Origin of the sequence: Providencia sp. Je.9.19, from assembly GCF_051129765.1 — a bacterium.
Taxonomy (GTDB): Bacteria; Pseudomonadota; Gammaproteobacteria; order Enterobacterales; family Enterobacteriaceae; genus Providencia.
In genome coordinates this window covers 150,103-176,428 of sequence record NZ_JBCPSS010000003.1, presented here as the reverse complement: position 1 = coordinate 176,428, position 26,326 = coordinate 150,103, and the positions used below count along the sequence as shown (strand labels likewise).

At 38.8% G+C, this 26,326-nt stretch carries 26 protein-coding genes and 1 other annotated feature; of the genes, 8 read left to right on the top strand and 18 right to left on the bottom strand.

The features are described 5' to 3' along the window. Positions 1-22: 22 nt before the first annotated feature. Entirely contained in the window at positions 23-2,146 is a 2,124-nt protein-coding gene (locus tag AAZR93_RS13365; protein WP_336428543.1) for a metallophosphoesterase family protein, read from the top strand. A gap of 292 nt (positions 2,147-2,438) precedes the next feature. Next, positions 2,439-3,080 (top strand): CatB-related O-acetyltransferase, encoded by a 642-nt coding sequence (locus tag AAZR93_RS13360; RefSeq protein ID WP_434720076.1) that lies wholly within the window; start codon positions 2,439-2,441, stop codon positions 3,078-3,080. Positions 3,081-3,288: 208 nt separating this feature from the next. Here AAZR93_RS13360 and AAZR93_RS13355 read toward each other — a convergent pair whose 3' ends face one another. From AAZR93_RS13355 to hisG, 9 genes are all read right to left on the bottom strand, one after another. Continuing rightward, positions 3,289-3,765, bottom strand: a complete 477-nt coding sequence (locus tag AAZR93_RS13355) for a YbaK/prolyl-tRNA synthetase associated domain-containing protein (RefSeq protein WP_434720246.1) — start codon at positions 3,763-3,765, stop codon at positions 3,289-3,291. Positions 3,766-4,076: 311 nt separating this feature from the next. Beyond that, positions 4,077-4,688, bottom strand: a complete 612-nt coding sequence (gene hisIE / locus AAZR93_RS13350) for a bifunctional phosphoribosyl-AMP cyclohydrolase/phosphoribosyl-ATP diphosphatase HisIE (protein WP_434720075.1) — start codon at positions 4,686-4,688, stop codon at positions 4,077-4,079. Beyond that, a complete protein-coding gene (hisF, locus tag AAZR93_RS13345) occupies positions 4,682-5,458 on the bottom strand; it encodes an imidazole glycerol phosphate synthase subunit HisF (protein WP_294101240.1) in 777 nt (258 codons plus the stop codon). Before hisF ends, hisIE begins: the two co-directional genes overlap by 7 nt. Beyond that, positions 5,440-6,177, bottom strand: a complete 738-nt coding sequence (gene hisA, locus AAZR93_RS13340) for a 1-(5-phosphoribosyl)-5-[(5-phosphoribosylamino)methylideneamino]imidazole-4-carboxamide isomerase (protein WP_434720074.1) — start codon at positions 6,175-6,177, stop codon at positions 5,440-5,442. Before hisA ends, hisF begins: the two co-directional genes overlap by 19 nt. A gap of 5 nt (positions 6,178-6,182) precedes the next feature. Then, on the bottom strand, positions 6,183-6,776 hold the full coding sequence (gene hisH / locus AAZR93_RS13335) for an imidazole glycerol phosphate synthase subunit HisH (protein WP_434720073.1): 594 nt from the start codon (positions 6,774-6,776) through the stop codon (positions 6,183-6,185). Continuing rightward, the gene (hisB, locus tag AAZR93_RS13330; protein ID WP_434720072.1) at positions 6,776-7,843 is read right to left on the bottom strand and encodes a bifunctional histidinol-phosphatase/imidazoleglycerol-phosphate dehydratase HisB; all 1,068 of its coding nucleotides are present in this window, start codon (positions 7,841-7,843) and stop codon (positions 6,776-6,778) included. Before hisB ends, hisH begins: the two co-directional genes overlap by 1 nt. 13 nt (positions 7,844-7,856) lie before the next feature. Then, the gene (gene hisC / locus AAZR93_RS13325) at positions 7,857-8,927 is read right to left on the bottom strand and encodes a histidinol-phosphate transaminase (RefSeq protein ID WP_294101229.1); all 1,071 of its coding nucleotides are present in this window, start codon (positions 8,925-8,927) and stop codon (positions 7,857-7,859) included. 3 nt (positions 8,928-8,930) lie between these two features. Beyond that, positions 8,931-10,247: a histidinol dehydrogenase gene (gene hisD, locus AAZR93_RS13320; RefSeq protein ID WP_434720071.1), complete on the bottom strand. Its 1,317-nt coding sequence runs from the start codon at positions 10,245-10,247 to the stop codon at positions 8,931-8,933. A gap of 7 nt (positions 10,248-10,254) precedes the next feature. Further along, the gene (gene hisG / locus AAZR93_RS13315; RefSeq protein ID WP_294101224.1) at positions 10,255-11,154 is read right to left on the bottom strand and encodes an ATP phosphoribosyltransferase; all 900 of its coding nucleotides are present in this window, start codon (positions 11,152-11,154) and stop codon (positions 10,255-10,257) included. Positions 11,155-11,194: 40 nt separating this feature from the next. Beyond that, positions 11,195-11,322, bottom strand: a sequence feature (His leader region). Positions 11,323-11,591: 269 nt separating this feature from the next. Here hisG and AAZR93_RS13310 point away from each other — a divergent pair. Further along, a complete protein-coding gene (locus AAZR93_RS13310) occupies positions 11,592-12,419 on the top strand; it encodes an SDR family oxidoreductase (protein ID WP_434720070.1) in 828 nt (275 codons plus the stop codon). A gap of 4 nt (positions 12,420-12,423) precedes the next feature. On the opposite strand, the gene AAZR93_RS13305 is transcribed toward AAZR93_RS13310, so the two are convergent. After that, positions 12,424-13,047 (bottom strand): glutathione S-transferase family protein, encoded by a 624-nt coding sequence (locus AAZR93_RS13305; protein ID WP_294101219.1) that lies wholly within the window; start codon positions 13,045-13,047, stop codon positions 12,424-12,426. Positions 13,048-13,291: 244 nt separating this feature from the next. On the opposite strand from AAZR93_RS13305, the gene AAZR93_RS13300 reads away from it, so the two are divergent. Beyond that, entirely contained in the window at positions 13,292-14,497 is a 1,206-nt protein-coding gene (locus tag AAZR93_RS13300) for a serine hydrolase (RefSeq protein ID WP_434720069.1), read from the top strand. A 108-nt stretch (positions 14,498-14,605) separates the two neighbouring features. Here AAZR93_RS13300 and AAZR93_RS13295 read toward each other — a convergent pair whose 3' ends face one another. From AAZR93_RS13295 to ybjG, 3 genes are all read right to left on the bottom strand, one after another. Continuing rightward, entirely contained in the window at positions 14,606-15,973 is a 1,368-nt protein-coding gene (locus AAZR93_RS13295; RefSeq protein ID WP_434720068.1) for an L-serine ammonia-lyase, read from the bottom strand. A 215-nt stretch (positions 15,974-16,188) separates the two neighbouring features. Next, on the bottom strand, positions 16,189-17,499 hold the full coding sequence (locus AAZR93_RS13290; protein ID WP_434720067.1) for a serine/threonine transporter: 1,311 nt from the start codon (positions 17,497-17,499) through the stop codon (positions 16,189-16,191). 855 nt (positions 17,500-18,354) lie between these two features. After that, positions 18,355-18,963, bottom strand: coding sequence for an undecaprenyl-diphosphate phosphatase (ybjG, locus tag AAZR93_RS13285; protein WP_434720066.1), 609 nt, complete (start codon positions 18,961-18,963; stop codon positions 18,355-18,357). Between the two features lie 200 nt (positions 18,964-19,163). Here ybjG and AAZR93_RS13280 point away from each other — a divergent pair, with 200 nt between their 5' ends. Further along, entirely contained in the window at positions 19,164-19,583 is a 420-nt protein-coding gene (locus AAZR93_RS13280; RefSeq protein WP_434720065.1) for a secondary thiamine-phosphate synthase enzyme YjbQ, read from the top strand. Between the two features lie 274 nt (positions 19,584-19,857). On the opposite strand, the gene AAZR93_RS13275 is transcribed toward AAZR93_RS13280, so the two are convergent. After that, positions 19,858-20,121 carry a GrxA family glutaredoxin gene (locus AAZR93_RS13275; RefSeq protein ID WP_294101202.1) on the bottom strand — a complete coding sequence of 88 codons (264 nt, stop codon included), beginning with the start codon at positions 20,119-20,121 and terminating at the stop codon, positions 19,858-19,860. A gap of 177 nt (positions 20,122-20,298) precedes the next feature. Between AAZR93_RS13275 and AAZR93_RS13270 the strand changes: the two genes are divergently transcribed. The 3 genes from AAZR93_RS13270 (at position 20,299) to rlmC (ending at position 22,546) form a co-directional block, all read left to right on the top strand. Further along, positions 20,299-20,628: a YbjC family protein gene (locus tag AAZR93_RS13270; RefSeq protein ID WP_294101199.1), complete on the top strand. Its 330-nt coding sequence runs from the start codon at positions 20,299-20,301 to the stop codon at positions 20,626-20,628. Positions 20,629-20,759: 131 nt separating this feature from the next. After that, positions 20,760-21,275 carry a YbjN domain-containing protein gene (locus AAZR93_RS13265; protein WP_294101189.1) on the top strand — a complete coding sequence of 172 codons (516 nt, stop codon included), beginning with the start codon at positions 20,760-20,762 and terminating at the stop codon, positions 21,273-21,275. A gap of 137 nt (positions 21,276-21,412) precedes the next feature. Continuing rightward, positions 21,413-22,546, top strand: a complete 1,134-nt coding sequence (gene rlmC, locus AAZR93_RS13260) for a 23S rRNA (uracil(747)-C(5))-methyltransferase RlmC (protein WP_434720064.1) — start codon at positions 21,413-21,415, stop codon at positions 22,544-22,546. Positions 22,547-22,549: 3 nt separating this feature from the next. On the opposite strand, the gene AAZR93_RS13255 is transcribed toward rlmC, so the two are convergent. The 4 genes from AAZR93_RS13255 to artJ all read right to left on the bottom strand — a co-directional run bounded on the left by AAZR93_RS13255 (position 22,550) and on the right by artJ (position 26,313). Then, entirely contained in the window at positions 22,550-23,977 is a 1,428-nt protein-coding gene (locus AAZR93_RS13255; RefSeq protein WP_434720063.1) for a hypothetical protein, read from the bottom strand. Between the two features lie 173 nt (positions 23,978-24,150). After that, positions 24,151-24,819 (bottom strand): arginine ABC transporter permease ArtM, encoded by a 669-nt coding sequence (gene artM / locus AAZR93_RS13250; RefSeq protein WP_294101182.1) that lies wholly within the window; start codon positions 24,817-24,819, stop codon positions 24,151-24,153. After that, complete coding sequence (gene artQ / locus AAZR93_RS13245) at positions 24,816-25,556, bottom strand: arginine ABC transporter permease ArtQ (RefSeq protein WP_336428523.1); 741 nt, start codon at positions 25,554-25,556, stop codon at positions 24,816-24,818. Before artQ ends, artM begins: the two co-directional genes overlap by 4 nt. Before the next feature lie 13 nt (positions 25,557-25,569). Further along, positions 25,570-26,313 carry an arginine ABC transporter substrate-binding protein gene (gene artJ, locus AAZR93_RS13240; RefSeq protein ID WP_294101177.1) on the bottom strand — a complete coding sequence of 248 codons (744 nt, stop codon included), beginning with the start codon at positions 26,311-26,313 and terminating at the stop codon, positions 25,570-25,572. Between the last annotated feature and the right edge of the window lie 13 nt (positions 26,314-26,326).

Genomic DNA, 26,326 nt, shown 5'->3' with positions numbered 1-26,326 from the left:
GTCACTATAAAAGGGAATAAACATGAACAATAAAATTAAATACGGTCTTGCCCTTGCATTAATTTCGACAGGAAATATGGCGATTGCAACGACCACCGATAATAAAGCCTATAATTATACCGTTGCATTTATGCCTGATATTCATTTTCATGATGTTTATGGGCAATTTTCTGATGGTTCGTTTGATGGTTTGAAAAATAGTAAAAGCGGTCAAAATGCGGTTATTCGGTCGATGTACGCGCAGTTGACATCGACCCGTTTATTTAACGAAAACTATTTTGCACTACGTGCCGCCCTTGAAGATGCCGGCAGCAAAGGAATAAAGTTGATCGCATTACCGGGGGATTTTACGGATGATGGTCAGCCAATTCATTTACGTGGTTTAGTTAAAGTTTTACAAGAGTACGAACAAAAATATGGCATGCGCTTTTTTGCTACGCCAGGGAATCATGATCCTAACCGTCCATTTGATATGCCCGCAGGAAAAGAGGACTTTTTGGGTGTAGAGGGGAAAACTCAGCGTATCTTTAGTTTAGGTGCTAGCGAGTGTACGGGGTATCAAGGTAAAACAGCAGTTATTGATACAGGTGCTGAATTACCAACTATCTGTAGCGAAGAAATGGTTTACAGTGGCTATGGTAATGTAATGGATGCCATGAAATCTTTTGGCATCAATCCATTGCCAGCCGATATCTATTGGGAAACTCCTTATTCTGATTATGGCTCAAAAGGTTATAGTTATGACGCTGCTGTAAAAGCCAGTGATTTTAGCCAAAGACAGTATGAAATTTGTACACAAGGAACTGGGGGTGAATATAAGCAAGCAGGTTATGGTCCTTGCTTTAATGTCGCCGATAGCAGCTATCTTGTTGAACCTGTTCCCGGTCTTTGGTTGATGGCTGTTGATGCAAATGTGTATGTGCCTTCTGAAAAAGCAGATATTAATAACCCAAAGGCTGCCAAGAATTTTGCAGGTTCAGGAAACGCGGGCTACAACAAAATGCTAACGCATAAACAGCAAACTGTAGAGTGGATGACTTCAGTTGCAAAACGTGCAAAAGAGCAAAATAAAACGTTGATTACATTTAGCCATTTCCCAATGGTGGAGTTTGATAATGGTGCTGCGGATGACCTTGAAACTATTTTTGGTAAAGGTAAATTCCAATTAGAAAGAGCGCCAAAAGAAGATACCAGTCATGCAATGGCTAAAACCGGTATTGGTGTGCATGTTGGCGGTCACATGCATTTTAATGATACTGGTGTGCGCAAATATCCCGATGGTAGCTTATTGTTTAATATCCAAGCTCCATCAATGGCAGCGTATGTTCCGGCATATAAGATTCTGAATTTTAAAAATGCCAATGAAATCGATGTGCAAACTGTAATTATTGATAATGTGCCGCGTTTTGATGAATTATTCGAGCACTATCAACAAGAGTGGGATCATTTAAAACAAACCAATTCTCCACATCTTTGGAATAGCGATATTCTTAAAGCAGATAATTATTATGATTTTACTAACTGGCATATTACGGAATTAACACGTTTACGTTTTCTGCCAGAAGAGTGGCCATGTGAAATTCGCCAAATGTTATTTAGTATGAATGGCGAAGAGATGTTGATACTCAGCCAGTTAGAAAGCCAAAGTGCTTATAATGAAGTATTAACGGCACCGTTAAGTCAAAATCATGAAATATGTGCTAAAGGTGTGAACCCTGAGAACATCGATATCACGCAGGTTTATTTAAATAAAAATGCAGATGCATGGAAAAAGGCTAGCCAAAAAGCGGCATTAGTTGCTAATAAAGCCGGTTTTAAATTAAATGATTTTGCGAAATGGAATGGATTCGACCTTGCAGTTGATTTTTACCGGTTACGTAATGCCGATGAGTTGGCGTTGCAGGATATTCCTGCGGAGCGATTGAACCAGTATCAGTTACTGACGGGAACATTATTAGCGTCATTACCGAGCTCAACGAATAAGATTAATGCAGATAGTACGTTTGAAAATATTTTTAAATTACGTTTTGGTAGTATTTTCACTGTAATAGATAAATATTTGCAAGGTAATCCTAGCCGTGATTTTTATATCAATGTTGAAACTGGTGAGATCACGCCGCTTAATTTGGGTAAAGTTAAGAAGTGATTAAAAATAAATAGCTTAACGCATTGATAAGTAAAATTAGATATGTAATTAAATCATCGGTTGCAATACGTAGCCGATGATTTTTTTTAGCCGTTTATTTATGATATTTTTAAAGTAGAATAGTCATTAAGCAATAAAATATTATCAAAATTTAATTTAAGGATTATTTTATGGAAACCCCTTTATTAAAGCGACCACAAATTGCTGATTGTGATGTGTTTTGAACGTGAATACATCACCATAGATAGCGTTCTTCTATGGTACTACTAAAGTTATTAAAAGGTTTGTTACCATGAATAAAAAGCATTGGTCGAAATACGAATTACTGCATGAAGTTGTACAAAATCCGAATATCCATATTAAAGGGCAACATAGCTATTATAGTGATTGCTGGGATGATGGTTTTGAACAATCAGTGGTTCGCTATTTACAAGGGGACGAGCAAAGTCGAGATTGGCAACTTGCATGGGATGTCGATCAACTTTATATCGGCGACTATGTTTGTATTGGCAGTGAAGCGGTCATTTTAATGGGCGGCAATCATACCCATCGTATGGATTGGTTTTGTTTATATCCATTTTTAGAGCATATTGAAGAGTCTTACATTGGCAAGGGCGATACCGTGATTGGTGACGGCGCTTGGATTGGTATGCGTGCTTTTATTATGCCAGGTATTAAAATTGGCGAAGGTGCGGTTATTGCTGCCAATAGTGTGGTTGTTAAAGATGTCGAGCCATACAGTATTGTGGGGGGAAACCCTGCTAAGCTGATTAATTATCGTTTTTCTGCCGACGTTATTGGCGAATTATTGCAGCTCAAAATTTATGATTGGCCTGAAGCGAAGTTTACTGCGTTAAAACCGTTTATTTGTAGCTCAGATTTTATAGCATTAAAAATGGCTAGCCTTGAATATGATAAAAAATTCAATCTGTAAGTTGTTTTAGTCTATTTTTTAAAGGGTTATTTTTAATAACCCTGAGGTTGTTGACAAAGCGGGATAAAAACGTGGTTTTTCCCGCCTTGTGTTATCAGAGGAAAATCAATGAATTGATTTTCCTAATTTATTTTCAAAACCTATTAGACTTGCCGCCAAATAAAATATGTTCGACAGTAGTCTGAGGGTTATTTTTAATAACCGTAAATTATGCTTCTTCAGTACGAATAAAATTAACCAGCGTTGGTGATGCAATTCTTTGGTAATCTTCTGTATTTAAAATTACAGAGCGTTCTAATGTGCCAGCGTTGAAAGCGAGTTCATCAAAACGACCAAATAAATGCGGGTCTGCAATAAGTAACAAAGAAGGGTGGAAGCTAAACGGCGGTATTGCGCCGAAAACACATTGTGTTAACTCATCCACTTCTTTGGGGCTGGCTAATGACGCTCTTGTTCCACCGATTGCTATCGCGATCTTACTTAGGTCCGCCTGCTTATCTGCGGGTAAAACGGCTAGAACGTGCTGACGTATGCCATTACCTTTTACATGACAAACCAATCCTTTTGCACCTTGTCCTAGTTGTGTACCACGAATTTTAGCCACTTCTTCTGATTTGCCTGCCGTCGGGTGTTCCATCACACGATATCGAGCACTATTTTTATCGAGTAACTGAGTTAATTGCATAAAAATTGAATTTTCTGACACGACTATTTCCTTTGAAATCGACATCCTATAATTGGAATGATACCAATTTCAATTTGATATACAACTTGATAGAAAGTGATGGCAAAGGTTGAGTAAGTGAGACTTGAAAATTAAAAAGTAGAAGATAAAAATAATGACAATGAATTAGCAGGTATTTGCAAAATAAATGAATGCGGTAGATTGGTGTATACGTTCATTGAAATAGTCAAAATAAAACTCAAAGTGGGAAACATTAGCGTCATCCCACTGAGTCAATAAGCTTAGGCTACCAATATTAGGCAGCCGAGTGATTATTGATGGCGCTCTTTTAAGCGTTTAATAATTGCGCTTAAATCAAGATCTTGATCTTGTAATAAAACCATTAAGTGATACATCAAATCTGCGGCTTCATTAGTTAACTCTGCGCGGTCATTAACGGTAGCAGCCAATGCGGTTTCCACACCTTCTTCACCGACTTTTTGGGCGATACGTTTAGTTCCACTAGCGTAAAGACGGGCAGTGTAAGAGCTCTCAGGATCAGCCGTTTTACGCTCTTTGAGTATATTTTCAAGCTCAAAGAGAAATCCCCAGTCACTTTGCGCTGGAGCGAAGCAGCTTTGGGTTCCATTGTGACAAGTAGGACCATCGGGTAGCGCCAACGCTAGCAATGTGTCGCTGTCACAATCGGCGACAATATCGACTAAATTGAGGAAATTATTCGAGGTTTCACCTTTTGTCCATAAGCGCTGCTTGCTTCTGGAAAAAAATGTCACTTTGCGACTGTCTAAGGTGACTTGTAGCGCTTCACGGGTCATATAGCCCAACATCAATACATCACCAGATGTTGCGTGTTGTACGACAACAGGCATCAATTCATTGACTTTTTGCCAAGCTAGTTGGCTGCATTGTTCTGTAGTTAACATACTCTAATTTGAACTCCATTTTCGGCTAGGTATTGTTTTAAGTCACCGATATTGATGATCTGTTTGTGGAAAACGGAAGCGGCTAAAGCGCCATCGACACCTGCATTGGTAAAGGCATCAAGGAAATGCACTTTTTCCCCTGCGCCCCCAGAGGCGATTAATGGTACTTGGCAAACTTCACGAACTTTTTTCAGTTGTACCAGATCATAACCTTGGCGTACACCGTCTTGGTTCATCATATTTAAAACAATTTCACCCGCGCCACGTTGTTGTGCTTCTTTTACCCAATCTAACGTTTTCCAACGGGTCTGTGCTGTGCGTTTTTCATCACCAGTGAATTGGTAAACGAGGTATTCGTTAGTGGCTTCATCAAACCAGGTGTCGATACCGACAACAATGCACTGCACGCCAAAGCGATCGGCTAAGCGAGTGATCAATGTGGGGTCAGAAAGCGCAGGAGAGTTGATAGAAATTTTATCCGCACCAAAGGAGAGAATTTGTGCGGCATCTTCAACACTTTTAATACCACCTGCAACACAGAATGGAATATCAATCACTTCTGACACTTTAGCGACCCAGCTTTTATCAACGACTCGGCCATCAGAGGATGCTGTAATATCATAAAATACTAGTTCATCCGCACCTTCCTTTGCATAACGCTGGGCAAGGGGAACGATATCACCTATGATTTCGTGATTGCGAAACTGAACACCTTTGACGACTTGTCCATCGCGGACATCCAAACAAGGAATTATGCGTTTTGCCAACATTCGATTGCCTCCGCAACAGTAAATTTACCTTCAAGTAAGGCTCGTCCAACAATCACGCCTGCTGCACCCGATGGAGGGATTGCTGCGATATCAGCTAAATTACCAATACCACCTGAAGCTTGAATTTGGATATCTGGAAACTTTTGGCTAATTTCTTGGTATAAATCCACGTTAGAACCACTTAAGGTGCCATCTTTAGAAATATCGGTACACAGGACATGTTTTAATCCATAAGGACGATATATTTCAATGGCGTCTTCAAGGGTTAAATTTGAGTTTTCCTGCCAGCCGCTAATCGCAATTTCTTTTATGCCCTTATCATTTATGCGGACATCCAGCGCCAAAACGATAGCTTCCCCGCCATAACGTTCAAACCATGTTTTGACCAGTTCGGGTTGAGTTACTGCGGTCGAACCAATGACGACACGTGTTGCTCCTGCGTTTAGTAATGCTTTTACGTCATCTTCAGTACGAATACCGCCGCCGACTTGCACAGGTACGGAAACACCGGCTAATAATTTCTTTAATAATGAAATTTGGCGTTTTTGCGGATCTTTAGCACCAGTTAAATCAACCAAATGCAGTAGTTTTGCGCCTTCTTTTTCATATTGCTGCAAGCGAGGCAGTGGGTCAGTGCCATAATCGGTTTGTTTGGCGTAATCCCCCTGATGCAATCGAACGACAGTGCCATCAATTAAATCTAATGCAGGTATGATCATGAAAATTACATCTCCAAAAAGTTTTGAATCAAGCGTGAGCCAGCGGCACCTGAACGTTCTGGGTGAAATTGCACACCATAGAAATTATCTTGATTTACAGCACTGCTAAACGGGTTGCCATATAAGGTTTGCGCAATAGTATTCGTTGAAATAGGCATCGAATAACTGTGTACAAAATAAAAATACGCATCGTCATTGATGCCTTTAAACAAAGGATGACCTGCTAATGCTTTTACTTGGTTCCAGCCGCTATGGGGGACGGGTAAGCCATTGGCATCCATTTTTTGTACTGGGCTATCAATTAAACCGAGTAACGGGATCTCCGTTTTTCCTTCTTCACTGACACTACCCATTAATTGCATCCCTAAGCAAATGCCTAAAACCGGTTGAGTGAGTGCCCTGATTAATGGAATTAATTCACGTTCGACGAGTTTTTCCATTGCGGCACTTGCGGTGCCAACGCCCGGTAAAAAGACTTTATCGGCTTGTAAAATCGTGTTGGTATCACGGCTGACAATAGGATTGTAGCCTAAGCGTTTTACCGCATAAGCGACAGAGGCTAAATTGGCACAACCCGTATCAAGGATGACCACGTTCATTAAAGCACCCCTTTAGAGCTTGGTAAGGTATTCCCTTCAACACGGATAGCTTGGCGTAAGGTACGGCCAAACACTTTGAATAGGCTTTCTGCTTTGTGGTGATCGTTTTTACCCTTGGTTTTCAAGTGTAAGGTGCAGCCCATCGCATAAGAGAGTGAACTAAAGAAATGTTCAATCATTTCAGTGCTTAAATCACCCACACGTTGATATTTAAATTCGGCTTTATATTCGAGGTGTGGGCGACCTGAAATGTCTAATGCGCAGCGTGCTTGGCATTCATCCATAGGTAAGACAAAACCAAAGCGAGCGATACCACGTTTATCACCAAGCGCTACTCTTAATGCTTCACCTAAAGCAAGGCCCGTATCTTCTACACTGTGGTGGTCATCGATAAATAAGTCACCATTAACCTTAACATTTAAGCGAAAACCGCCGTGGGTAGCGATTTGATCTAGCATGTGGTCAAAGAAGCCAACGCCAGTACTGATTTCGCTGCCACCTTCTTGATCTAACCATACTTCAACCACGATATTGGTTTCTTTCGTGGTACGCTCAACGCGTGCATAGCGGTTAGGTTTAGTCAGCTGATTCGCGATGGCTGTCCAATCAAGTTCAGTTGCATTATAACGTAGCCCTTTGATCCCCATATTTTTAGCAAGTTGAATATCTGTTTCGCGATCGCCAATCACATAACTATTTTCGGTATCTAAAATGGCTTCGGCTAAATACTTCTCAACAAGTTGCAGTTTAGGTTTGCGACACGCGCAATTATCCGCAGGTTTATGTGGGCAAATCAGCACTTCATCAAATTGAATACCTTGTGATTCAAAAACCTGCATCATTAAGTTATGAGGCGGCTCGAAGTCAGCAGTTGGAAAACTTTCAGTTCCTAGTCCGTCTTGATTGGTGATCATCACCAAGCGGTAATTGGCTTTTTGTAGCGCGAGTAAACTTGGAATAACTGCTTTTTCAAAGGCCAGTTTACTGAGGCTATCGACTTGAAAATCGGTAGGTGGCTCAGTAATTAATGTCCCATCACGGTCGATAAAAAGAATTTTCTGGTTCATGAGTTATTCCTAATTAACAAAGTGCTTCAATAGCTTCAATAACACGGACATTTTCTGTCTCTGTCCCGATAGTAATACGCAGGCAATTAACTAGCCCTGGCTGTTTACTTTGATCGCGTAAAATAATGCCTTTATCCCAAAGCGCTTTAAACACTTTCGCGCCATCGATAAAGCGCACCAGAATATAGTTGGTTTCGCTTGGATAGACTTTTTCAACGACTGGTAAATCGCGTAGGGCTTCAGATAGCGCGATTCGATTTTGTGAGATAATGGCTACGCGACTTTTCATGGTATTGATACCATCACTATCTAAAGCTTTCGCTGCTATCATCGCTACAGGCGTTGATAATGGGTACGGGGCTATCACTTTGAGTAAGATCTCGATTACTTCTGGAGCGGCTAAGGTGAAGCCACAGCGTAAGCCTGCTAAGGCAAATGCTTTTGATAAAGTTCTTAAAATCACTAAATTTGGATAATTAGCTAACCAGCTAGTCACACTGTATTGAGGACAAAATTCGATATAAGCCTCATCAACGACCACTAAAGCGCGTCCTGCTGTCATTTCTAATACTTCGAGTAGCGCTTTATTATCGATGATATTGCCCGTCGGGTTATTTGGGCTACAAATATAAATTAATTTAGTATTGGGTAAATTTTCACGGATGGCATCCACATTTAAAGACCAATCGGGCAGCGCCATTATTTTCTTTTGCTCAACGCCAAATGTTTCTGCACTTACGCTGTACATGCCGTAGGTCGGAGGGCAATACATCATGGCATCTTTACCCGGCTCGCAAAATGCACGAATGAGTAATTCGATAGATTCATCGGCTCCACGGCAGACCAAAACTTGCTCTGGGGTTAAACCGGTGTAAGCCGCATAGTTCTGGATCACCGCAGCAGGTTGGCATTCTGGATAGCGGTTCAGATTACGCTCATTAAATTGAAAATCAGGCGCGGTTGGATATTCGTTAGCATTGAGCCACACATCACCATTTCCCCCAAGACGGCGGGCCGACATGTATGGCGTCATGACTTTGACATTTTCGCGAGCAAGGCTGGCGGCATTAAAATTTTGGCTCATCACTTATTCCTTATTTTGTTTTTTTAGTTCGGTGACTCGTAAGGTAACGGCATTTTTGTGAGCCGTGAGTTGCTCCGCTTGTGCTAATGTTTCTATCGTTGTTGCTAACCCTAATAATCCTTGAGCTGAAAGTTTTTGTACTGTCATTCGCTTCATGAAATCAGCCAATCCAAGGCTTGAGTAGGTTGAGGTATAACCATAAGTTGGCAGTACGTGGTTTGTGCCTGACGCATAATCTCCGGCGGATTCAGGCGACCAATCACCCACGAAAACTGACCCTGCATTAGTGATAGAATCGACTAAGTCATCAGCATTACGTGTTTGTAATATCAAATGTTCAGGACCATAACGATTGCTGATTTCAACACATTGCTCAATTGAATCCGCAATAATCACTCGACTAGCGCTAAGAGCTTCTCTGGCAATCGCAGCGCGAGAAAGCTGAGCTAATTGTTTTTCTGTTTCGTCGATAACACGTTGCGCGAAATTTTCATCATCGGTAAGTAATATCACTTGTGAATCAGGGCCATGTTCCGCTTGTGATAATAAATCCGATGCGGTAAAGGCTGGATTCGCTTGGCTATCTGCGATAACTAAGACCTCTGAAGGACCTGCTGGCATATCAATGGCAGCGCCGTCATGGCTTTGGCTAACTTGGCGTTTTGCTTCAGTCACATAAGCATTTCCTGGACCGAAAATTTTATCCACGGCTGGAATGCTTTGGGTTCCGAACGCCATTGCAGCAATGGCCTGCGCGCCACCCACTTGGAAAATTTCGGTGATGCCACACAATTTTGCAGCATATAAAATTTCATCGGCAATTGGTGGCGGCGAGCAAAGAATAATTTTACGGCATCCTGCAATATTGGCGGGTGTACCAAGCATCATAACGGTAGATAATAAGGGGGCAGAACCACCGGGAATGTATAATCCAACAGAATCAATAGGACGAGTGACTTGTTGGCAAACGACTCCTGGTTGCGTTTCAACCGTAATTGGGGACGGTATTTGCGCTTCATGAAAACGGCGAATATTATTGATTGCCGTTTTCATAGCGACTTTAATTTCATCACCAAGGCGTGTTTGGGCTTCGTCAACGGCTTCTTGCGTCACACGAACAGTCGAAATATCTGTTTTATCAAAGCGTCGGCTAAGTTCTTGTAGGGCGATATCACCCTCTTTGCGTACTTGGTCAATTATCTGGCTAACTGCCGCACTGATGTTGCTTGATGCTGCAATAGCTGGGCGCATTAGTAGGGTGCTTTGCTGTTTTTCGCTGCAAGTTGACCAGCGGATTGGTTGATTGAATCCCAGTTCCATGGCGTGTTTACTCCATCATCTTTTCAATTGGTAACACAAGAATCGAGCTTGCCCCTAATGATTTGAGTTTTTCCATTGTTTCCCAGAACAAAGTTTCCGAGCTAACCATGTGCATAGCAACACGATTTTTGTCACCCGCCAGCGGCAAAATAGTTGGGCGTTCAGCGCCAGGTAGTAAAGCAATGATGTCATCGAGTGTTTCACTTGGCGCGTGCAACATAATGTATTTAGATTCACGTGCTTGGATAACACCTTGAATACGTGTCATCATGCGGTCGATAAGCTGTTGTTTATCTGCTGACATTTCACCATCACGCTGGATTAAGCAGGCTTTTGAACGATAAATCACTTCAACTTCTTTTAAACCGTTTGCTTCAAGAGTCGCCCCTGTGGAAACAAGGTCACAGATAGCATCTGAAAGGCCTGCACGAGGTGCAACTTCCACTGAGCCGTTGAGTAGGCAAGATTTAAATTGAATTCCTTTTCCGTCAAAGTAACGTTTTAACAGGTGTGGATAAGAGGTAGCTACGCGAGAACCGTTTAAACATTCAGCTCCGGTATAGTTGAAATCTAATGGAGCGGCTAATGATAAGCGGCAAGCGCCAAAATCAAGACGGCGTAATGTTTTATACTGTGGGTTATCACCCTGTGCACGGCGGTTGAGTAATTCTTCTTCAAGTACGTTTTCACCGATAATACCGAGGTCAACAACACCATCCATGACTAAGCCTGGGATATCATCATCACGAACACGTAGTAAATCAATAGGCATATTTTCTGCATAAGCAATCAAACGTTGTTGTTGTAAATTAATTTTGATCCCGCAGCGTGACAATAACTCTCTTGATTCTTCACTAAGACGGCCTGATTTTTGAATTGCAATTCTTAAACGTGTTTTATCCAACATAATTACACCCTAAATCCCTTAAATATCTTTTTGATTAATAATAAAAAAACCCTCGGAAGATTATCTTCCGAGGGTTTTCTATTTTCGCATTTCAGCCACCGGAAGAGTCGTTGATCGTCTTCCAGCACACATCGCCTAAAAGACTAATCAGGATGATGGTGATGATGGTGGTTGCGTGAAATACGAGTCATAATAGCTTCCGTTATATAATTAGTTAACTGCTTAAAAATTCAGTCGAGTTAAATGCTCATTGGTATTCAACCTATCCGATTTTAGCCTATGAATGCAACTCTTTTTTTTAAAATAACCAATAATAGTTATATAAAGTACTTTTATAGTGATTAATCTCATAGAAAATAGGTTCGGAAGTTTAATGATTTTCAGCTAACCTAGTAAATAAACGTAGTGTCATTATTAGCCGATTTAGGGGCAACTAAATGAAAAAAGTAACGATAATTGGTTTAGGTTGGTTAGGTTTACCTTTGGCAAATGCATTATTAGCACAAGGTGTTTGCGTTTCAGGAACCAAAACAACCTCAGATGGGGTTGATGCGGCGCGTGCTGTCGGTGTTGATTGTTATGCTTTAAAATTAACGCCTAACTTAGAATGTGATACTGAAGATTTAGAACAATTGATGGCACAAAGTGATGCTGTTGTTATTTTATTGCCCCCTTCTAAGGTGAATACTGCAACCTATATTGAGGCAATAGAACAGCTTGTTGATAGTGCAATTGCGTTTCATGTGCCCCGTATTATTTTTACCTCATCGACTTCCGTTTATGGAGATGTACAAGGGCTAATTGATGAAGATACACCACTTGAAGGCGAAACTGAGTCGGCAAAGGCATTAGCAGGTGTGGAGCAATGGCTGCATGATTTACCTCATATTTCTGTTGATATTTTGCGTTTAGCGGGGCTTGTGGGGGAAAATCGTCATGCAGGGCGTTTTTTAGCGGGTAAAAAAGGGTTAAAAGGCGCAAACCAACCTGTGAATATCGTTCATCAAGATGATGTGATTGCGGCAATTTTGTTGTTGCTTCAGCAGCCGACAGGTGGACATATTTATAATCTTTGTGCGCCAGTTCATCCAAGTCGGTCTGATTTTTATTCCCAAGCAGCTCAGTCACTTGGATTAGAATCACCTGAATTTATTATGGAAGATAATGAGCCAGAAGGTAAGGTTATTAATGGTCATCGAATTTGCGAGGAACTGGGTTTTGAGTATCAATATCAAAACCCAAGCACGATGAATATGACGCTATAATTAATTACTTAATCGGTACCATGACAATTTTTTGGAATAGTGGGCGAGTGGTCAACTGCTGATACCAACGTTCCAAATTGTTGAAGGCAGGACGCTCAGTGACAATTTCGTGCCACGGATAAAACAGTGGCGCGATAGCAATATCCGCAATACCAAATTTTTGGCCGCTGAAATAAGGTTGAGTAGCTAACGCATCATCTGCTATTTGTAATAATCGATTAATGTTTGCATGAATGATTTTTGCTTGCTCAGGGTCTCTATCTGCCTCTGGGACGCGCACAATTTTATTCATCATCTGTTTGATATGATCAAATAAATTCACACCAGCCCAATCCATCCACTGATCAGCTGCTGCTTTTTCTTGTATATCCTGAGACAACAATAAGTGAGCGCGATCAAACTTTTCCGTAAGATAACGTAAAATTGCATTGGATTCCCACAGCGTAAAGCCATCATCCTGTAGAGTCGGAATAGTGCTGTTTGGATTCATTTTTTTATATTCAGGTGTCTCTAGCCCGCCAAATGGGCCACCTACATCTTTTTGATTATAAGCAATATTTAGCTCTTCTAAACACCAAAGTACTTTTTTGACGTTTGAAGAGTTAGTGCGACCCCATACAGTTAACATGTCATTCTCCCTTAATTTTATTTTGTCATTTACCTTACCTAAGATAGATGAAATTCCATTATAGGAACAATCTTTATTTGTTGCTGATGGTCAGAGAATGCGGAAAGCTTTACTATTAGAAAGAAATTTATAATTGTTGGAATAATTTGATTTAGTAAGCTTATTTTATCGCAGCGAAGTTTTTATCGTTTAGTGATTTCCAGCAATAGTGTTTAACTGATTAAAATTCGTAAAGGAATAACCGATGAGTAGAGAAATATTGTCCCTTAAAACCCGTTATGCGAGGGTTGGGTTTGGTCTTTTAGTTGCTGTGAGTGGCAGTGTATATGCGGCTCAGGCTCCGGTTGCTCCACAAGTTGATGTAAAAGCGTTTGTATTGATGGACTACAATAGCGGTAAAATTTTAGCGTCTAGTAATCCTGATCAACGTTTAGATCCGGCAAGTTTGACGAAGATAATGACTAGTTACGTCATTGGTCAGGCGGTTAAAGCTGGGAAAATCACACCTCAAGATATGGTAACAGTAGGGGAAGATGCATGGGCGACGGGTAATCCTGTGCTAAAAGGTTCCTCTTTGATGTTTCTTAAGCCAAAAGACCGTGTTTCAGTACTTGATTTGAACAAAGGTATTGTTATTCAGTCGGGTAATGACGCGAGTATTGCACTGGCAGATTATGTTGCAGGTAGCCAAGATTCATTTGTGAGTTTGATGAATCAATATGTTCAGCAAATAGGATTAAAAAACACACACTTTAAAACAGTACATGGCCTTGATTCTGAAGGACAATACAGTACTGCGCGTGATATGGCGTTGCTAACCCAAGCGATGATCCGTGATGTGCCAGACGAATATATCCTGCATAAAGAAAAAGAGTTTACCTTTAATAAAATTAAGCAACCAAATCGTAACCGTTTGTTATGGAACCAAAACTTAAATGTTGATGGTGTAAAAACAGGCCATACTAGTGGGGCTGGTCACAATTTAGTGGCTTCGGCGACGGATGGACCGATGCGTTTGATTTCCGTTGTACTTGGCGCACCGAGTGACCGAGTTCGTTTTTCCGAAAGTGAAAAGTTACTGACATGGGGTTTTCGCTTCTTTGAAACGGTCACACCAATTAAAGCTGACGCCACACTAAAAACACAAAGAGTTTGGTTTGGTGATAAATCTGAAGTGGAACTTGGTGTTGAAAGTGATGTGTCCATCACTATTCCTAAAGGGCAGTTACAAAACCTTAAAGTTGATATCAAACTTAACAATGATTCTTTAGAGGCGCCATTGGCTAAAAACCAAGCGGTGGGAACAATTAATTTTATTTTAAATGATGAAATTGTTGAGCAGCATCCTTTAGTGGCTAAAGAAGCCGTTGAAGAAGCCGGTTTCTTCGGTCGTATGTGGGATTTTGTGATGAAAACCATTAGTGGCTGGTGGAGTGCTATTTTTGGGTAATGACTGATTTTGAGTTTTAGCTCAGTAAAGCGAATAAAAAATGCCTATAATATTGAAATGAATTCAAATTGTTATAGGCATTTTATTGTTAGATAACTGAATATCTTATTACTCGCAGAATGCTAACTTGATAGCTAAGCCACCTTGTGATGTTTCACGATATTTAGCATTAATATCTTTACCTGTTTCATACATGGTTTCGATAACTTTATCGAGGCAAACACGCGGGTCGCTGACACGACGTATCGCCATACGTGCTGCATTCACCGCTTTAACCGCTGCAATTGCATTGCGTTCAATACAAGGCACTTGTACTTGCCCGCCAACAGGGTCACAAGTTAAACCTAGGTTATGTTCCATACCAATTTCTGCGGCAATACAAACTTGTTCAGGGCTTCCCCCCATCAATTCTGCAAGACCCGCAGCGGCCATTGAACAAGCGACACCTACTTCGCCTTGGCAGCCCACTTCAGCACCTGAAATTGACGCATTCATTTTATATAGTGAACCAATCACCCCAGTGACTAAAAAGTAACGCGTCAATGAATTTTCATTTACTGGACGGATAAATTTGTCGTAGTAAGCCAGTACGGCAGGAACAATTCCGCAAGCGCCATTGGTTGGCGCGGTGACAACTCGCCCCCCTGCCGCATTTTCTTCATTGACGGCGAGAGCGTACATGTTGATCCAATCAATAACAGCCATTGGGTCGGTGTTAGTGCTATCGCTAGTTACTAATTGGCGACGCAAAGCAGCTGCGCGGCGAGGAACACGAAGAGGACCGGGTAGTAAACCTTCAGTCGTCACGCCACGCTCTATGCCTGCTTTCATTACATCCCAAACAGCAGATAAATATTGATGAATGTCGTCTTTACTATGCAATGCGAGCTCATTTTGCATCACAAGAGCTGATAGTGATAAACCCGTTTCTTTACAGTGTTTTTGTAGGTCAGCCGCATATTGGTAGGGATAGGGAACCTGTACGGCATTATCATCTGTTTTACCAAAGTGATCTTCATCTACAATAAAACCACCCCCTATAGAGTAGTAGTTCTTTGTATATAAAACGTTATCACCACTAAACGCGGTAATTGTCATCGCGTTTTCGTGTAATGGTAAGTTAGTTGAATGAAAATTCATTCCGCCGGAAATTGGAAAATCAACTTCATGTTGCCCTTGGGCGAGTTGAAGTTTACCGGTTTGTTCTACATTACGCATAAATGCAGGTATGGCATCAATATCAACGGTGTCAGGTAGGTTGCCAGCAAGGCCCATAATAATTGCCATATCCGTGGCATGACCTCGACCTGTTAAAGATAAAGAGCCATAAACATCGACAGCAACACGAGAAGTTTTTGTGAGTAAGTTTTGTTGAATTAAATCTTCTACAAATTGTTTGCCCGCTTTCATTGGGCCAACAGTATGGGAGCTTGAAGGGCCGATACCGATTTTGAAAATGTCAAATACGCTGATCATGGTACGTATTCCTATGCTGTGAATCTGTAGTTAAGTATCCCCGTGATACTTGAGTTACAGGGGCGGCTTAGCAAAGCTAGATAAGAAATGTGAGAATATTTGTGGCTTAGATTAGCTCTGCCTGCCGTGCCGGCCTACACTTCAATTATCTAATTGCTATTAGATGCTTAAGATGTAGGCGGCAGGTTTGGTTCAAATACTGCTAAATTCTTTAATTAGAAAAACAGTTTGTAAATCGCAGCTGAGATAGCCACACAACCCATGATGACGATAAATACATTACTAATTTTGCCTGCATATTTACGCATTGCAGGTATTTTATGGATAGCATACATCGGCATTAGGAACAGTAGGATTGCGATAACAGGGCCACCAAGGCTTTCGATGATATCAAGTACGCCAGGATTCAGTGTTGCCACTATCCATGTAGTCACGAGCATGAAGATTGCTGTGCCGCGGTTTAATTTACGGATATCAATGGTTTTACCTTTTGCACGAAAAGCGCGTTCAACTAAGCCATTAAAACCTTCTCTAGCACCTAAATAATGGCCAAGGAATGATTTAATGATAGCGATGAATGCAATAATCGCAGCGGCAAATTTAATGAATGGTTGATCAAAGTAGCCTGACAAGTAGTCAAGAATACTAATGTTTTGTGCTTTTGCTTGTGCAAGGTCCGCTGAAGATAACGTAAATACGCAACTGATGACGAAGAACATGACTGTCATCACCATAAGTATGTGCGCAGAAGCAAGAATGCGTGAGCTTTTTTGTTCAGCGTAATCACCGTATTCTTCACGTTTAGCTACAGAGAATGCAGAGATAATTGGTGAATGGTTAAATGCGAATACCATGACAGGGATTGTCAGCCAGATAGTGATCCAAATACTTTGGGCGCCCGTATGTTTAGCTGCTTCTGCAATACCTTCAAATGTCAGGGTATCAAGTACCGCGCCATTCCAATATGGGATCATATACAAAGAGAAGGCAACTAAAACAGCAATGAATGGGAAAACTAACATGCTCATGACTTTAACGATATATTTTTCGCCAAAGGACACGATAGCCATGATCCCACCAACTAAAACTAATGCTAATAACCAACGTGGTGGTGCGGTAACACCTAATAATTCAGTTAGGAATTTGTGCACGTTATTGGTAATTGATACACCATAAACAAGCAAAATAGGATAAATAGCGAAGAAGTAAAGTAAGGTAATCCAGTTACCAGCAGTACGGCCAAAGTGCTCTTCAACAACTTCAGTAATATCGCCGTCTGGTTTTGAGCCAGAAAGAACAAAACGGGTTAAACCACGGTGAGCAAAGAAAGTCATTGGGAAAGCTAAAACTAACATAACCAAAACAGGGATTAATCCACTCATACCCGCATTGATAGGCAGGAACAGTACACCAGCACCGATAGCTGTACCGTATAAACCAAGCATCCATACAGTATCCGTTTTACGCCAAGCGCGAGGATCTCCAGAAGCTTTTGTATCGATGGAACCAACTTTAGTTGTATCCATTATAGTCTCCAAAATAAAAGTCAAAAATAGTTTTTATGTCTAACGATGTATCATCGCAAGAATGTTTTAATCTTTTGGTTCGAACAATTAATCGCCAAATTAAAAGTAGATTTTTCTACATAACAATCTGATTGAAAATAAAACTGAAAAAGAAACTAAATTCATTTTCAATCAGTTTTGTAATTTTATCAGTAAAGTTTAAATCTGGTTTTTGAGGGTGTGAATCTACATTTTACCAGAATAAAATGCCGTGATCACTATCTCAAAAGAGAAATATACCCCATGTTTACAGACTTACATTATATTTTATAAAAATGTTAATAAAATTTAACTTATGTGTTTTTTTAAGACATTTTTATATTTAGTTAGTAGTTAGGAAATTGGATGTTTATTAATAGAATTAAATTCTGTTTGAGAAATGTTCTTATATTAATGACTTTAGTTATAGTGTTTAAATTATCATCTATTTATATGGAAATACTTATTTTTACTTACCAAAAACGATTAAATTTAATTTTAAATTAAAATTAACATATTGATTTAAAAGTAAAATAATAGTGTTTAAATAATGATTTAGTGAGTGATTAATTAGTTCAGTACATTATGCTGTCATTAGTATATGTTAATTATTTACTCGTCTTGGGATAACAATAAAGATGACTTTCTTCGCGTCGAAAAAAATAATTAAAAAGAGTAACAAAACATTTGTTAAAAAAATGTTTCAATAATTTATTTAATGAATTGATTTTTTTTTCAAATGAAGAATAAAAAGAAAAGAAAAGTTTGATTTAGCGCAATATTAAAAACATTGAAAGTACTGGTAACAAATAGCTACCAGTTCCTTCAATTTAATCATTAAGGTTGGAACCAACCTTTACGTATTAATGCGCTAAATATTAGACGGTAGAGATTTGTCAGTGGTGCTTGGATTTTATAGCCGCCAATTGACCAAACAATTTGAGCTAATCCGCATGCAATAATAGCTAGAATAAACGCGCCAACCATATCAAGTGGCCAGTGAACACCTAAGTAGATCCTTGCCCACGCAATTACGATTGCAGGAATAAGCATGACGAGTCCGACCCATGTTCTTAGCCAAAATAAGAAGGCTAAAGCGAAAGTAAACACAATGGTACCGTGATTACTCGGAAAAGAAGGGGTTGAGTCATGAGCTAAGAAGTTAGTGCCAAATCCCATGACAAATGGACGATCATGGGGAGCGATAAAGCCGGCAATCCAAGAAACTACCAAGCCAATGACGATAGCAAAAGCGGCTTTACAAGCAAAAGCCCGCTGGCGAGTCATATTTTGTTGGGCACCCCAAAACCAGCAGGCGGCAGTAAAGAGTGGGAATATGAGGATTAAGCGTTTAGCGATAACCGTAGCGATGGCAATCGTGCCGCTTGCTGCCTCTGGTGTGGCATTGATCAGATTAAAAAGATCCAGATTTATTTGTTCTAGCACGGTTCAGTACCTCGGGCTATAAATAGATAGTAAGACATTGGTGTGATGTACAGTATAGGTGCGAAAGATTAAAGATTCTGACATGCTAGGTAAAGCACCTTTATCCTAATATTAGCAATTAATGGCAATACATTGATGTTTTGTTCAGGATCTACTCAATTAATATTTATTCAATATCCTCAATTTACAAGGAAAAGCCTGTGTGGTGGCAAAAATCAATACAATTAAGTGCAAAAGAAAGAGGATTTCATTTGATAACCGATGAAATTCTAGCTCAGCTATCTGAGCTCAAATCGGTCAACATTGGGCTTCTTCATATTTTTATTCAGCACACATCCGCATCGTTAACCATTAATGAAAATGCAGATCATACCGTTAGGCAAGATTTTGAGTGTTTTTTTAATCAAGCGGTGCCTGAAAATGAACCTTATTACAAACACGACTATGAAGGCAGTGATGATATGCCTGCTCACTTAAAAAGTAGTCTGTTAGGGGCTAGTTTGATAATCCCGATTACTCAAGGCCAGTTAAACATGGGAACTTGGCAAGGAATATACTTGTGTGAACATCGTAATTTTGGGGGAAAACGAAGGTTAATAGTTACGTTGCAAGGAGAGTAGAAGGGGAAATTTATTAATAGAAATAAAAAACCCGATAGCATTAAACATAGAGTTGGCTATCGGGCTCGTCAATATGGGGACATTAAAGAAAAGCAGTGGCATAAATTAGGACTCCATCTAAAAAGGAAAGTTCTCACCAAAGTGAAATAAAAATGAAATTAGTTATTGAAATAGGATAAATAGCACAAAAAGAACAAAAAAAGTCACCGTAGCTATCAAATAGCGAGTATGACTTTTTTTGTTGAGTAGAAAATTAAGCGATTAGTCGTGATAATTATTTGTACAGATCGAGATGTTCTTTTGCATAAGCTTCGAAATCTGTGTAGCCACCGATAGGTGTTTCATCGATGAAAATTTGCGGAACGGTTTCTACTGGTTTACCGACGCTTTTAGACAAGTCTTCTTTAGAAATACCTTCAGCTTGAATATCCACATAGCGGTAATCAAAATCTTCGCGCTCATTTTTGAGTTTTTCAGCCAGTTCTTTCGCACGAACACAATATGGGCAGCCAGGGCGACCAAAAATGACAGTGTACATAATATCTCCTTTGTATTTTGGACTCAGATTTTAATCGTAACGACTAATACTATGCCTACATCAGTTAAGAAATAAAAGTCGAATTTTCCTTTCATACCGATAGGGATTACATATAATTCAAGAGTAAACTGAGGATTATTGAAAAAAACGCCCTGTAAAGTCTAAAAAGGAGGGGAAATGAGTAAGAAGCCCCAAAATATGATGCGCTCGTTAGCTGACATGCCAAAACCCGTTATTGTGCTAGAGGCTGTGGGGATTATTTTGTTAATTATTGTTTTATTGGTGACCAATGATTATATCACTTTGCCTGAGCCGATGATGCAACAAGGGGCTATTGTGACTTTGATTATGGTTGGTGTTGGTTGTTTAATTCCGGCAATGATTAATATAATTTGGCGCGCTGTGCATGGATTAAGCTTTCTTGGCATTGATAATCAGTCATCTTCAAAGACTCATTTGAAAAATACAATGATAAATGATGAAAAAAAGGATGAAAACGGTAAGTAGTGCTCGTTTTGCTAGCGTTTAAAGGGGGGATGTGTGAAAATTATCCGCTTTTCTGTTGGCACTTGCGGTATCATAGTTAGCAGATAAATATTACATCAGTTTTTACTTTGAGTTGAAGAAGGTTATTTCCCATGGATTCTATTTGTTACCCAGACATCTCACAGCTTCGTGCATGGCTAGACGAGCTCAAAACGTCTTATTTTGAGTGTGATTCGTGTTCTGCGTTACATTTACCGCACATGCAAAATATCGAAGGTATATTTGATGCGAAGCTAGATATTTTAAATAATGTTCTTATTTTATCAGCTTTAGCGGAATTAAAACCTACTGCTATCATCACGTTAGTGGCTAATATTAGCCAAATTAACGCAAGTTCGCTGACTGCTAAAGTTTTTCTTGAAATTAACAACGAAAACCTACCAAAATTAGTTGTTAGCCAATCATTTTCTCTTGAGCCTGGTATGACTTACCGTCAATTTTGTCATTTCTTACAACAAGCGGAAGATCAAATTGCTGCGATTGTCTTTGAAATTTTCAGCAATAATCTGTTGTATTCAAACCATGATGAATTTGAAGAAGAAGATAATGGGGAAAATGAAAGCTTAGAACCTGATCTTGACGATAAACCTTCGGTTATTATTCACTAAGTGTGATTGTGTTATTTTTGATACGGCTTGTTTATGACCGCTTGTTTATAATGCTGCCATTTTGCTGAAAACTAAACCTTGTAAATTTTTGCACCTACAAATAATTTGCACCATTAATATTATACATTGTGAAAAATATGTACTGTGAAAAATACATGGCAAGAGAATGTCGTTCATGCCAATGGCTCGAGTTATCGCCGGAACAACAAATTGCCCAAAAACAAGATAATCTGCAGAATTTACTGCCGTACCTCGGGCCATCTATTTTTCTACCTCCAGTTGTAGGCTTACAAGAACGATTTCGTAATAAAGCTAAAATGGTGGTGAGTGGTAGCGTTGAAAAACCAATTTTAGGTATTGTTAATCGAGAAGGTAAAGCGGTAAGTCTAATTGACTGCCCTTTGTATCCGAAAGAATTCACGGCTATTTTTTCATTGCTCACGTCTTTTATTCTTCGTGCGGGTTTGACGCCCTATAATATTGAGCGTAAGCGTGGAGAATTAAAATATCTTCTTCTTACGCAAAGTTGGCATACGGGTCAATTTATGTTGCGTTTTGTTTTACGGTCAGAAAAAAAATTAGCCCAACTTAAAAATGCGTTGCCTTGGTTGCAGGAACAACTCCCTGAATTATCGGTGATCACCGTTAATGTTCAACCTGTTCATATGGCGATACTGGAAGGTGAGCAAGAAATTATGCTCACCGAACAACATGTTCTACGTGAAGAATTCAATCAAGTTCCATTGTTTATTCGCCCACAAAGTTTTTTCCAAACCAATCCTGTTGTTGCTGCAAAGCTTTATCAAACGGCAAGAGAGTGGGTTAGGGAATTAAAAATTACCAGCTTATGGGATCTATTTTGTGGTGTGGGCGGTTTTGGTCTGCATTGTGCAGACAAAGAAACTAAATTAACAGGGATTGAAATTAGTGCGCCAGCCATTGCTTGTGCGCGCCAATCAGCTGCTGAATTAGGTTTACAACATGTTGAATTTCAGGCACTTGATTCGACTAATTTTGCAACGAATCGTCAAGATATCCCGAAATTAGTTTTAGTTAATCCCCCAAGGCGAGGAATTGGTAAAGCGTTATGTGATTATCTATCCCATATGCAGCCTGAATATATTCTTTATTCAAGCTGCAATCCACAAACGATGGCTCAAGATCTCGAACATCTTACGGGCTATCAGGTATGTAAAGTACAATTATTTGATATGTTTCCACACACGGCACATTATGAAGTGCTGACGTTATTAAAGAAGTTCAGTAGATAAATTCTATATATTTATTGGGCTGATTTTTTCTCTAAAAGATAGGTTTTTCTCATCAAACTCCCATGTTTTATTTATATCAAAATTAATTTTAGATAAATTATCACTGATTAATTTAATTAATTTTTCTGTATTATTTTCTTGTATTTCTATATTTGTAGATTTATTTTTATTAAAAATATTAACACTTGTTTTATTTTTATCACTATCATGATTTTTTAAAATAATTGAATGTGTTTTTGATAATTTTATCTTTTTATTTATCAAGGCGTTTTTTAAATAATTATGAAAAACTTGTTGGTCTATTTCAGGTGATTTTAATTTATTATTGTTAGTCTTTTCCATTGGAGTACATTCAATGATTAATTCGTTAAATTCATTTCTATTTTTACTATTTTTACTATTTTTGTTAGTGCTGTATTCTAACAATTCTTCTAGTGAATTAAAAAAATCATCCTTATCTTTATATTTTTTTATTCCATAATTTGGATCGAAAAATTTATAAATATAGTTTTTTGTAGTGGTGTCGAAACTTACTGAAATTGCCATGCAATGTGTCTTTGTTGCTACTAAGCTTAAATAACTGTTGCTAATCGTTAATTTATTTTCAATATTTTCTTTTAATTTCTTCAAATTTATTTCATAAGGAAAATTAAATATATTTTCAGAGTGGTTAATAGGGAAGTTTTTATTGTTAATTGTACCGGCATTAAGTTTTTTTCCAGTCATTTTTTGCATGGTAAGTTGTGAGTTGAAAATAAAGGCATTTTTTAAAAATTCTTTTGTTTCATCGGTAGTTAATATTTGTTCATTAATTATTTTGTTTTTTAGTTCAGTACTTAATCTTAAGTCTGGGTATGTATTTTTCATTAAATTACTTTCAGATAATTTAGCTATGTTATAATAAATTTTTATAAGTTCAATAATCTCATTTTCATGAGATAAATAATTAAATTTTTTATTTATTTGTGTTTTGTTTTTATTAAGAATGGTTTCAATGAAATTTAGGTTATTGCTATTTTTATCATTTTCAGAGAATTCTAAAGAGGATGGGAAATGTGAAAGCTTAGCTAAATTAAAAGCTCGATCATAATTTATTTGACTATTTAAACTATCGGCTATTGTTTCGTTTAATAGCGCCTTGCTAAATACTTTAAGCGACTTATGTTTATTTCTTTCTATTGTATTTAGCTTACCTTTTGTTTTTTTTATATTCATTAATGAATCATTAATTCCATTTATAAATGCATCACCTTGATTACTATTTTCATGAAGTAAATAACTATTAGATAAGCCACGACAAATTCCATCATAAGCAGATGATATGTTATTTACTTGAGTTAATTTTTTAACTACATTGGAATAAGATTTTTTTGTGATATATTGACATAACTTTTCTTGATCAAATTTGATATTAAATTCTATAATTGGCATAAATTAGCTCTATAGTTATTTATAAGTAATGAGCTAGATTATTATATCTGTTGTTTTGTAATTCTTGTAAAAACCAATGATAATGTTTAATAAGCTAGTATATCAATCGATTAATACAAAAAGCTCAGTTTTTACACCAAGCTTTCTGTTAATTTAATACACTATGTTAGCGGCTAATTACGCTGTTCAAAGGCGAGGGCTTTGCGTTCAATAATACGCATTACAATAGTTAAGAGTGCATTCACCACCAGATAAATAATACCGGCGGCTACAAAAGCGGTGACATCCCACGTTTGACCAAATACTTGGCTACTGTAGCCCATGATATCAAGCATGGTAATCGTACTGGCTAATGACGTGCTCTTGAATATCAGTACCACTTCATTTGAATAGGATGATAGCGAACGCTTAAATGCATAAGGTAGGATAATACGCATTGTTTGCAGTTTACTCATCCCTAGGGCTTGGCAAGATTGCCATTGTCCTGAAGGGATAGCTTTAACCGCACCATGAAACAGTAATGTGGAATAAGCCGCACTGTTTAAGGCAAGTGCAACCATCGCACAAACCCAAGGGGTTGAAATAAAGTCCCATAACATTGGGTAATTCTGCAAAGATTTAAATTGGCTTGGGCCATTATAAATTAAGAAGAATTGAACCAGTAACGGTGTTCCCGTAAATAAGGTGATATACACTTTAACAGCTTGGGAAACAACGGGTGTTTTAAGGGATAAAATTAATGTGAACAGTATTGCCAATAAAAATGCGACAAATAGCGCACTAAATGTTAGTGATAAACTCGTCGGCAATCCCGGTAGAATTTTAATAATCAAATCTATCATTTCGATTCACTCCGCTCAAAACGAGTTGTGCGCAGTTCAATACGTTTTAGGACTAACTGGCTAACAATAGTAATTGCAAGATAAATAAGCCCAACAATCGCATACCAAGTAAAAGGTTCATTGGTACGATTAACGATAGTTTTGGTTTGTAACATTAAATCGTTAACACTAATCAGTGAAACTAAAGCGGTATCTTTAAGCAATACAAGCCATTGGTTACCAAGTCCCGGAAGGGCATGACGCCACATTTGCGGCATAATAAAGCGGAAAAATATGGTGCGTTTATTGAGACCAAGTGCAAGCCCCGCTTCCCATTGACCATAAGGAACTGCTTTTAAAGCCCCCCTTAGCGTTTGTGAAGCATATGACGCATATAGCAAGGCTAGAGCAATAACGCCACAAGCAAATGGGGTATAGTCGAAGTTACCACTATCAGCAAAGAAAATACTGGGATCAACTTGCAGAGTTGTTTGCCAAAAGCCGAGGTTAATCGCGATGCCATCGCCTAATAAGTTGATTAGCTGTAAGGTACCGAAATACACAAATAGCACGACTAATAATTCAGGTAAACCACGGATCAAGGTGACTGTACAAGTGCCTAAAAATGCAACAGGCTTAAATCGTACAGATTCCCATGCAGTAAATAGCATGGCTAGGATTAATCCAAGTACCAAGGCAGAAACAGCAAGGCCGACGGTTATTCCGGCGGCGCTTGTTAAAAATAGAAAGTTGCTCATTAATAATTATCGATTATTGCTCAAACCATTTTTTATAAATAACGTCATAAGTGCCATCAGCTTTCACTTCTGCTAATGCCTTATTCATTTTGTCTAGTAGCTCTTTGTTGCCCTTACGGACGGCAATACCTAAGCCAATACCAAAGTATTGTGGATCTGTTACTTTATCGCCCACAGCTGCTAAGTTCTCATTGCCTTTTGTTTTAAGCCATTCATCAGCAACAGCAGTATCACCAAATACAGCATCAATACGACCATTTTGTAGGTCAGAAACTGCAGATTGGTAGTTATCATAAGGAACTGTCGTCATGCCTTTGTGTTGTTCCATGATGTATTTTTGATGGGTAGTCCCATTTTGCACACCAATTTTCTTATCTTTAAGCTGATCAACGGTTGAGATCTTTTCTTTTACGGCAATAAATTCCGCAGAGTTAGGGTAGTAAGTATCAGTAAAATCAACTTGTTGTTGACGCTCTGGTGTAATATCGATACCTGCCATTAACGCTTCAAAACGACGGAATTTCAAGCTTGGGATCAAACTATCAAAAGCTTGGTGTGTGAAGGTACAGTTGGCATTCATTTTTGCACATACGGCATTTGCAAGGTCAACATCAAAGCCAACGATTTGATTTTTGTCATTAAACATTTCAAAAGGTGCATAAGTTGCTTCAGTTGCAAAGCGGATAGTTTCTTTTTCCGCAGCAGTTGCAGATAGGGTTACAGCGCCTAGCAGCGCAGCTAATATAATTTTTTTCATCGCTTAATCCTAA

Excerpts from the sequence above, each read along its gene's own strand:
- artM (WP_294101182.1), bottom strand. The coding sequence starts at position 24,819 with ATGATAGATTTGATTATTAAAATTCTACCGGGATTGCCGACGAGTTTA.
- artJ (WP_294101177.1), bottom strand. The coding sequence starts at position 26,313 with ATGAAAAAAATTATATTAGCTGCGCTGCTAGGCGCTGTAACCCTATCT.
- hisC (WP_294101229.1), bottom strand. The coding sequence starts at position 8,927 with ATGAGCCAAAATTTTAATGCCGCCAGCCTTGCTCGCGAAAATGTCAAA.
- AAZR93_RS13275 (WP_294101202.1), bottom strand. The coding sequence starts at position 20,121 with ATGTACACTGTCATTTTTGGTCGCCCTGGCTGCCCATATTGTGTTCGT.
- hisIE (WP_434720075.1), bottom strand. The coding sequence starts at position 4,688 with ATGTTAACTACAGAACAATGCAGCCAACTAGCTTGGCAAAAAGTCAAT.
- AAZR93_RS13265 (WP_294101189.1), top strand. The coding sequence starts at position 20,760 with ATGGATTCTATTTGTTACCCAGACATCTCACAGCTTCGTGCATGGCTA.
- AAZR93_RS13365 (WP_336428543.1), top strand. The coding sequence starts at position 23 with ATGAACAATAAAATTAAATACGGTCTTGCCCTTGCATTAATTTCGACA.
- hisA (WP_434720074.1), bottom strand. The coding sequence starts at position 6,177 with ATGATCATACCTGCATTAGATTTAATTGATGGCACTGTCGTTCGATTG.
- AAZR93_RS13290 (WP_434720067.1), bottom strand. The coding sequence starts at position 17,499 with ATGGATACAACTAAAGTTGGTTCCATCGATACAAAAGCTTCTGGAGAT.
- AAZR93_RS13270 (WP_294101199.1), top strand. The coding sequence starts at position 20,299 with ATGAGTAAGAAGCCCCAAAATATGATGCGCTCGTTAGCTGACATGCCA.
- AAZR93_RS13310 (WP_434720070.1), top strand. The coding sequence starts at position 11,592 with ATGAAAAAAGTAACGATAATTGGTTTAGGTTGGTTAGGTTTACCTTTG.
- hisG (WP_294101224.1), bottom strand. The coding sequence starts at position 11,154 with ATGTTGGATAAAACACGTTTAAGAATTGCAATTCAAAAATCAGGCCGT.
- hisD (WP_434720071.1), bottom strand. The coding sequence starts at position 10,247 with ATGGAACTGGGATTCAATCAACCAATCCGCTGGTCAACTTGCAGCGAA.
- AAZR93_RS13300 (WP_434720069.1), top strand. The coding sequence starts at position 13,292 with ATGAGTAGAGAAATATTGTCCCTTAAAACCCGTTATGCGAGGGTTGGG.
- hisB (WP_434720072.1), bottom strand. The coding sequence starts at position 7,843 with ATGAACCAGAAAATTCTTTTTATCGACCGTGATGGGACATTAATTACT.
- AAZR93_RS13305 (WP_294101219.1), bottom strand. The coding sequence starts at position 13,047 with ATGTTAACTGTATGGGGTCGCACTAACTCTTCAAACGTCAAAAAAGTA.
- AAZR93_RS13360 (WP_434720076.1), top strand. The coding sequence starts at position 2,439 with ATGAATAAAAAGCATTGGTCGAAATACGAATTACTGCATGAAGTTGTA.
- hisH (WP_434720073.1), bottom strand. The coding sequence starts at position 6,776 with ATGAACGTGGTCATCCTTGATACGGGTTGTGCCAATTTAGCCTCTGTC.
- hisF (WP_294101240.1), bottom strand. The coding sequence starts at position 5,458 with ATGTTGGCAAAACGCATAATTCCTTGTTTGGATGTCCGCGATGGACAA.
- AAZR93_RS13255 (WP_434720063.1), bottom strand. The coding sequence starts at position 23,977 with ATGCCAATTATAGAATTTAATATCAAATTTGATCAAGAAAAGTTATGT.
- rlmC (WP_434720064.1), top strand. The coding sequence starts at position 21,413 with ATGTACTGTGAAAAATACATGGCAAGAGAATGTCGTTCATGCCAATGG.
- artQ (WP_336428523.1), bottom strand. The coding sequence starts at position 25,556 with ATGAGCAACTTTCTATTTTTAACAAGCGCCGCCGGAATAACCGTCGGC.
- AAZR93_RS13355 (WP_434720246.1), bottom strand. The coding sequence starts at position 3,765 with ATGCAATTAACTCAGTTACTCGATAAAAATAGTGCTCGATATCGTGTG.
- AAZR93_RS13295 (WP_434720068.1), bottom strand. The coding sequence starts at position 15,973 with ATGATCAGCGTATTTGACATTTTCAAAATCGGTATCGGCCCTTCAAGC.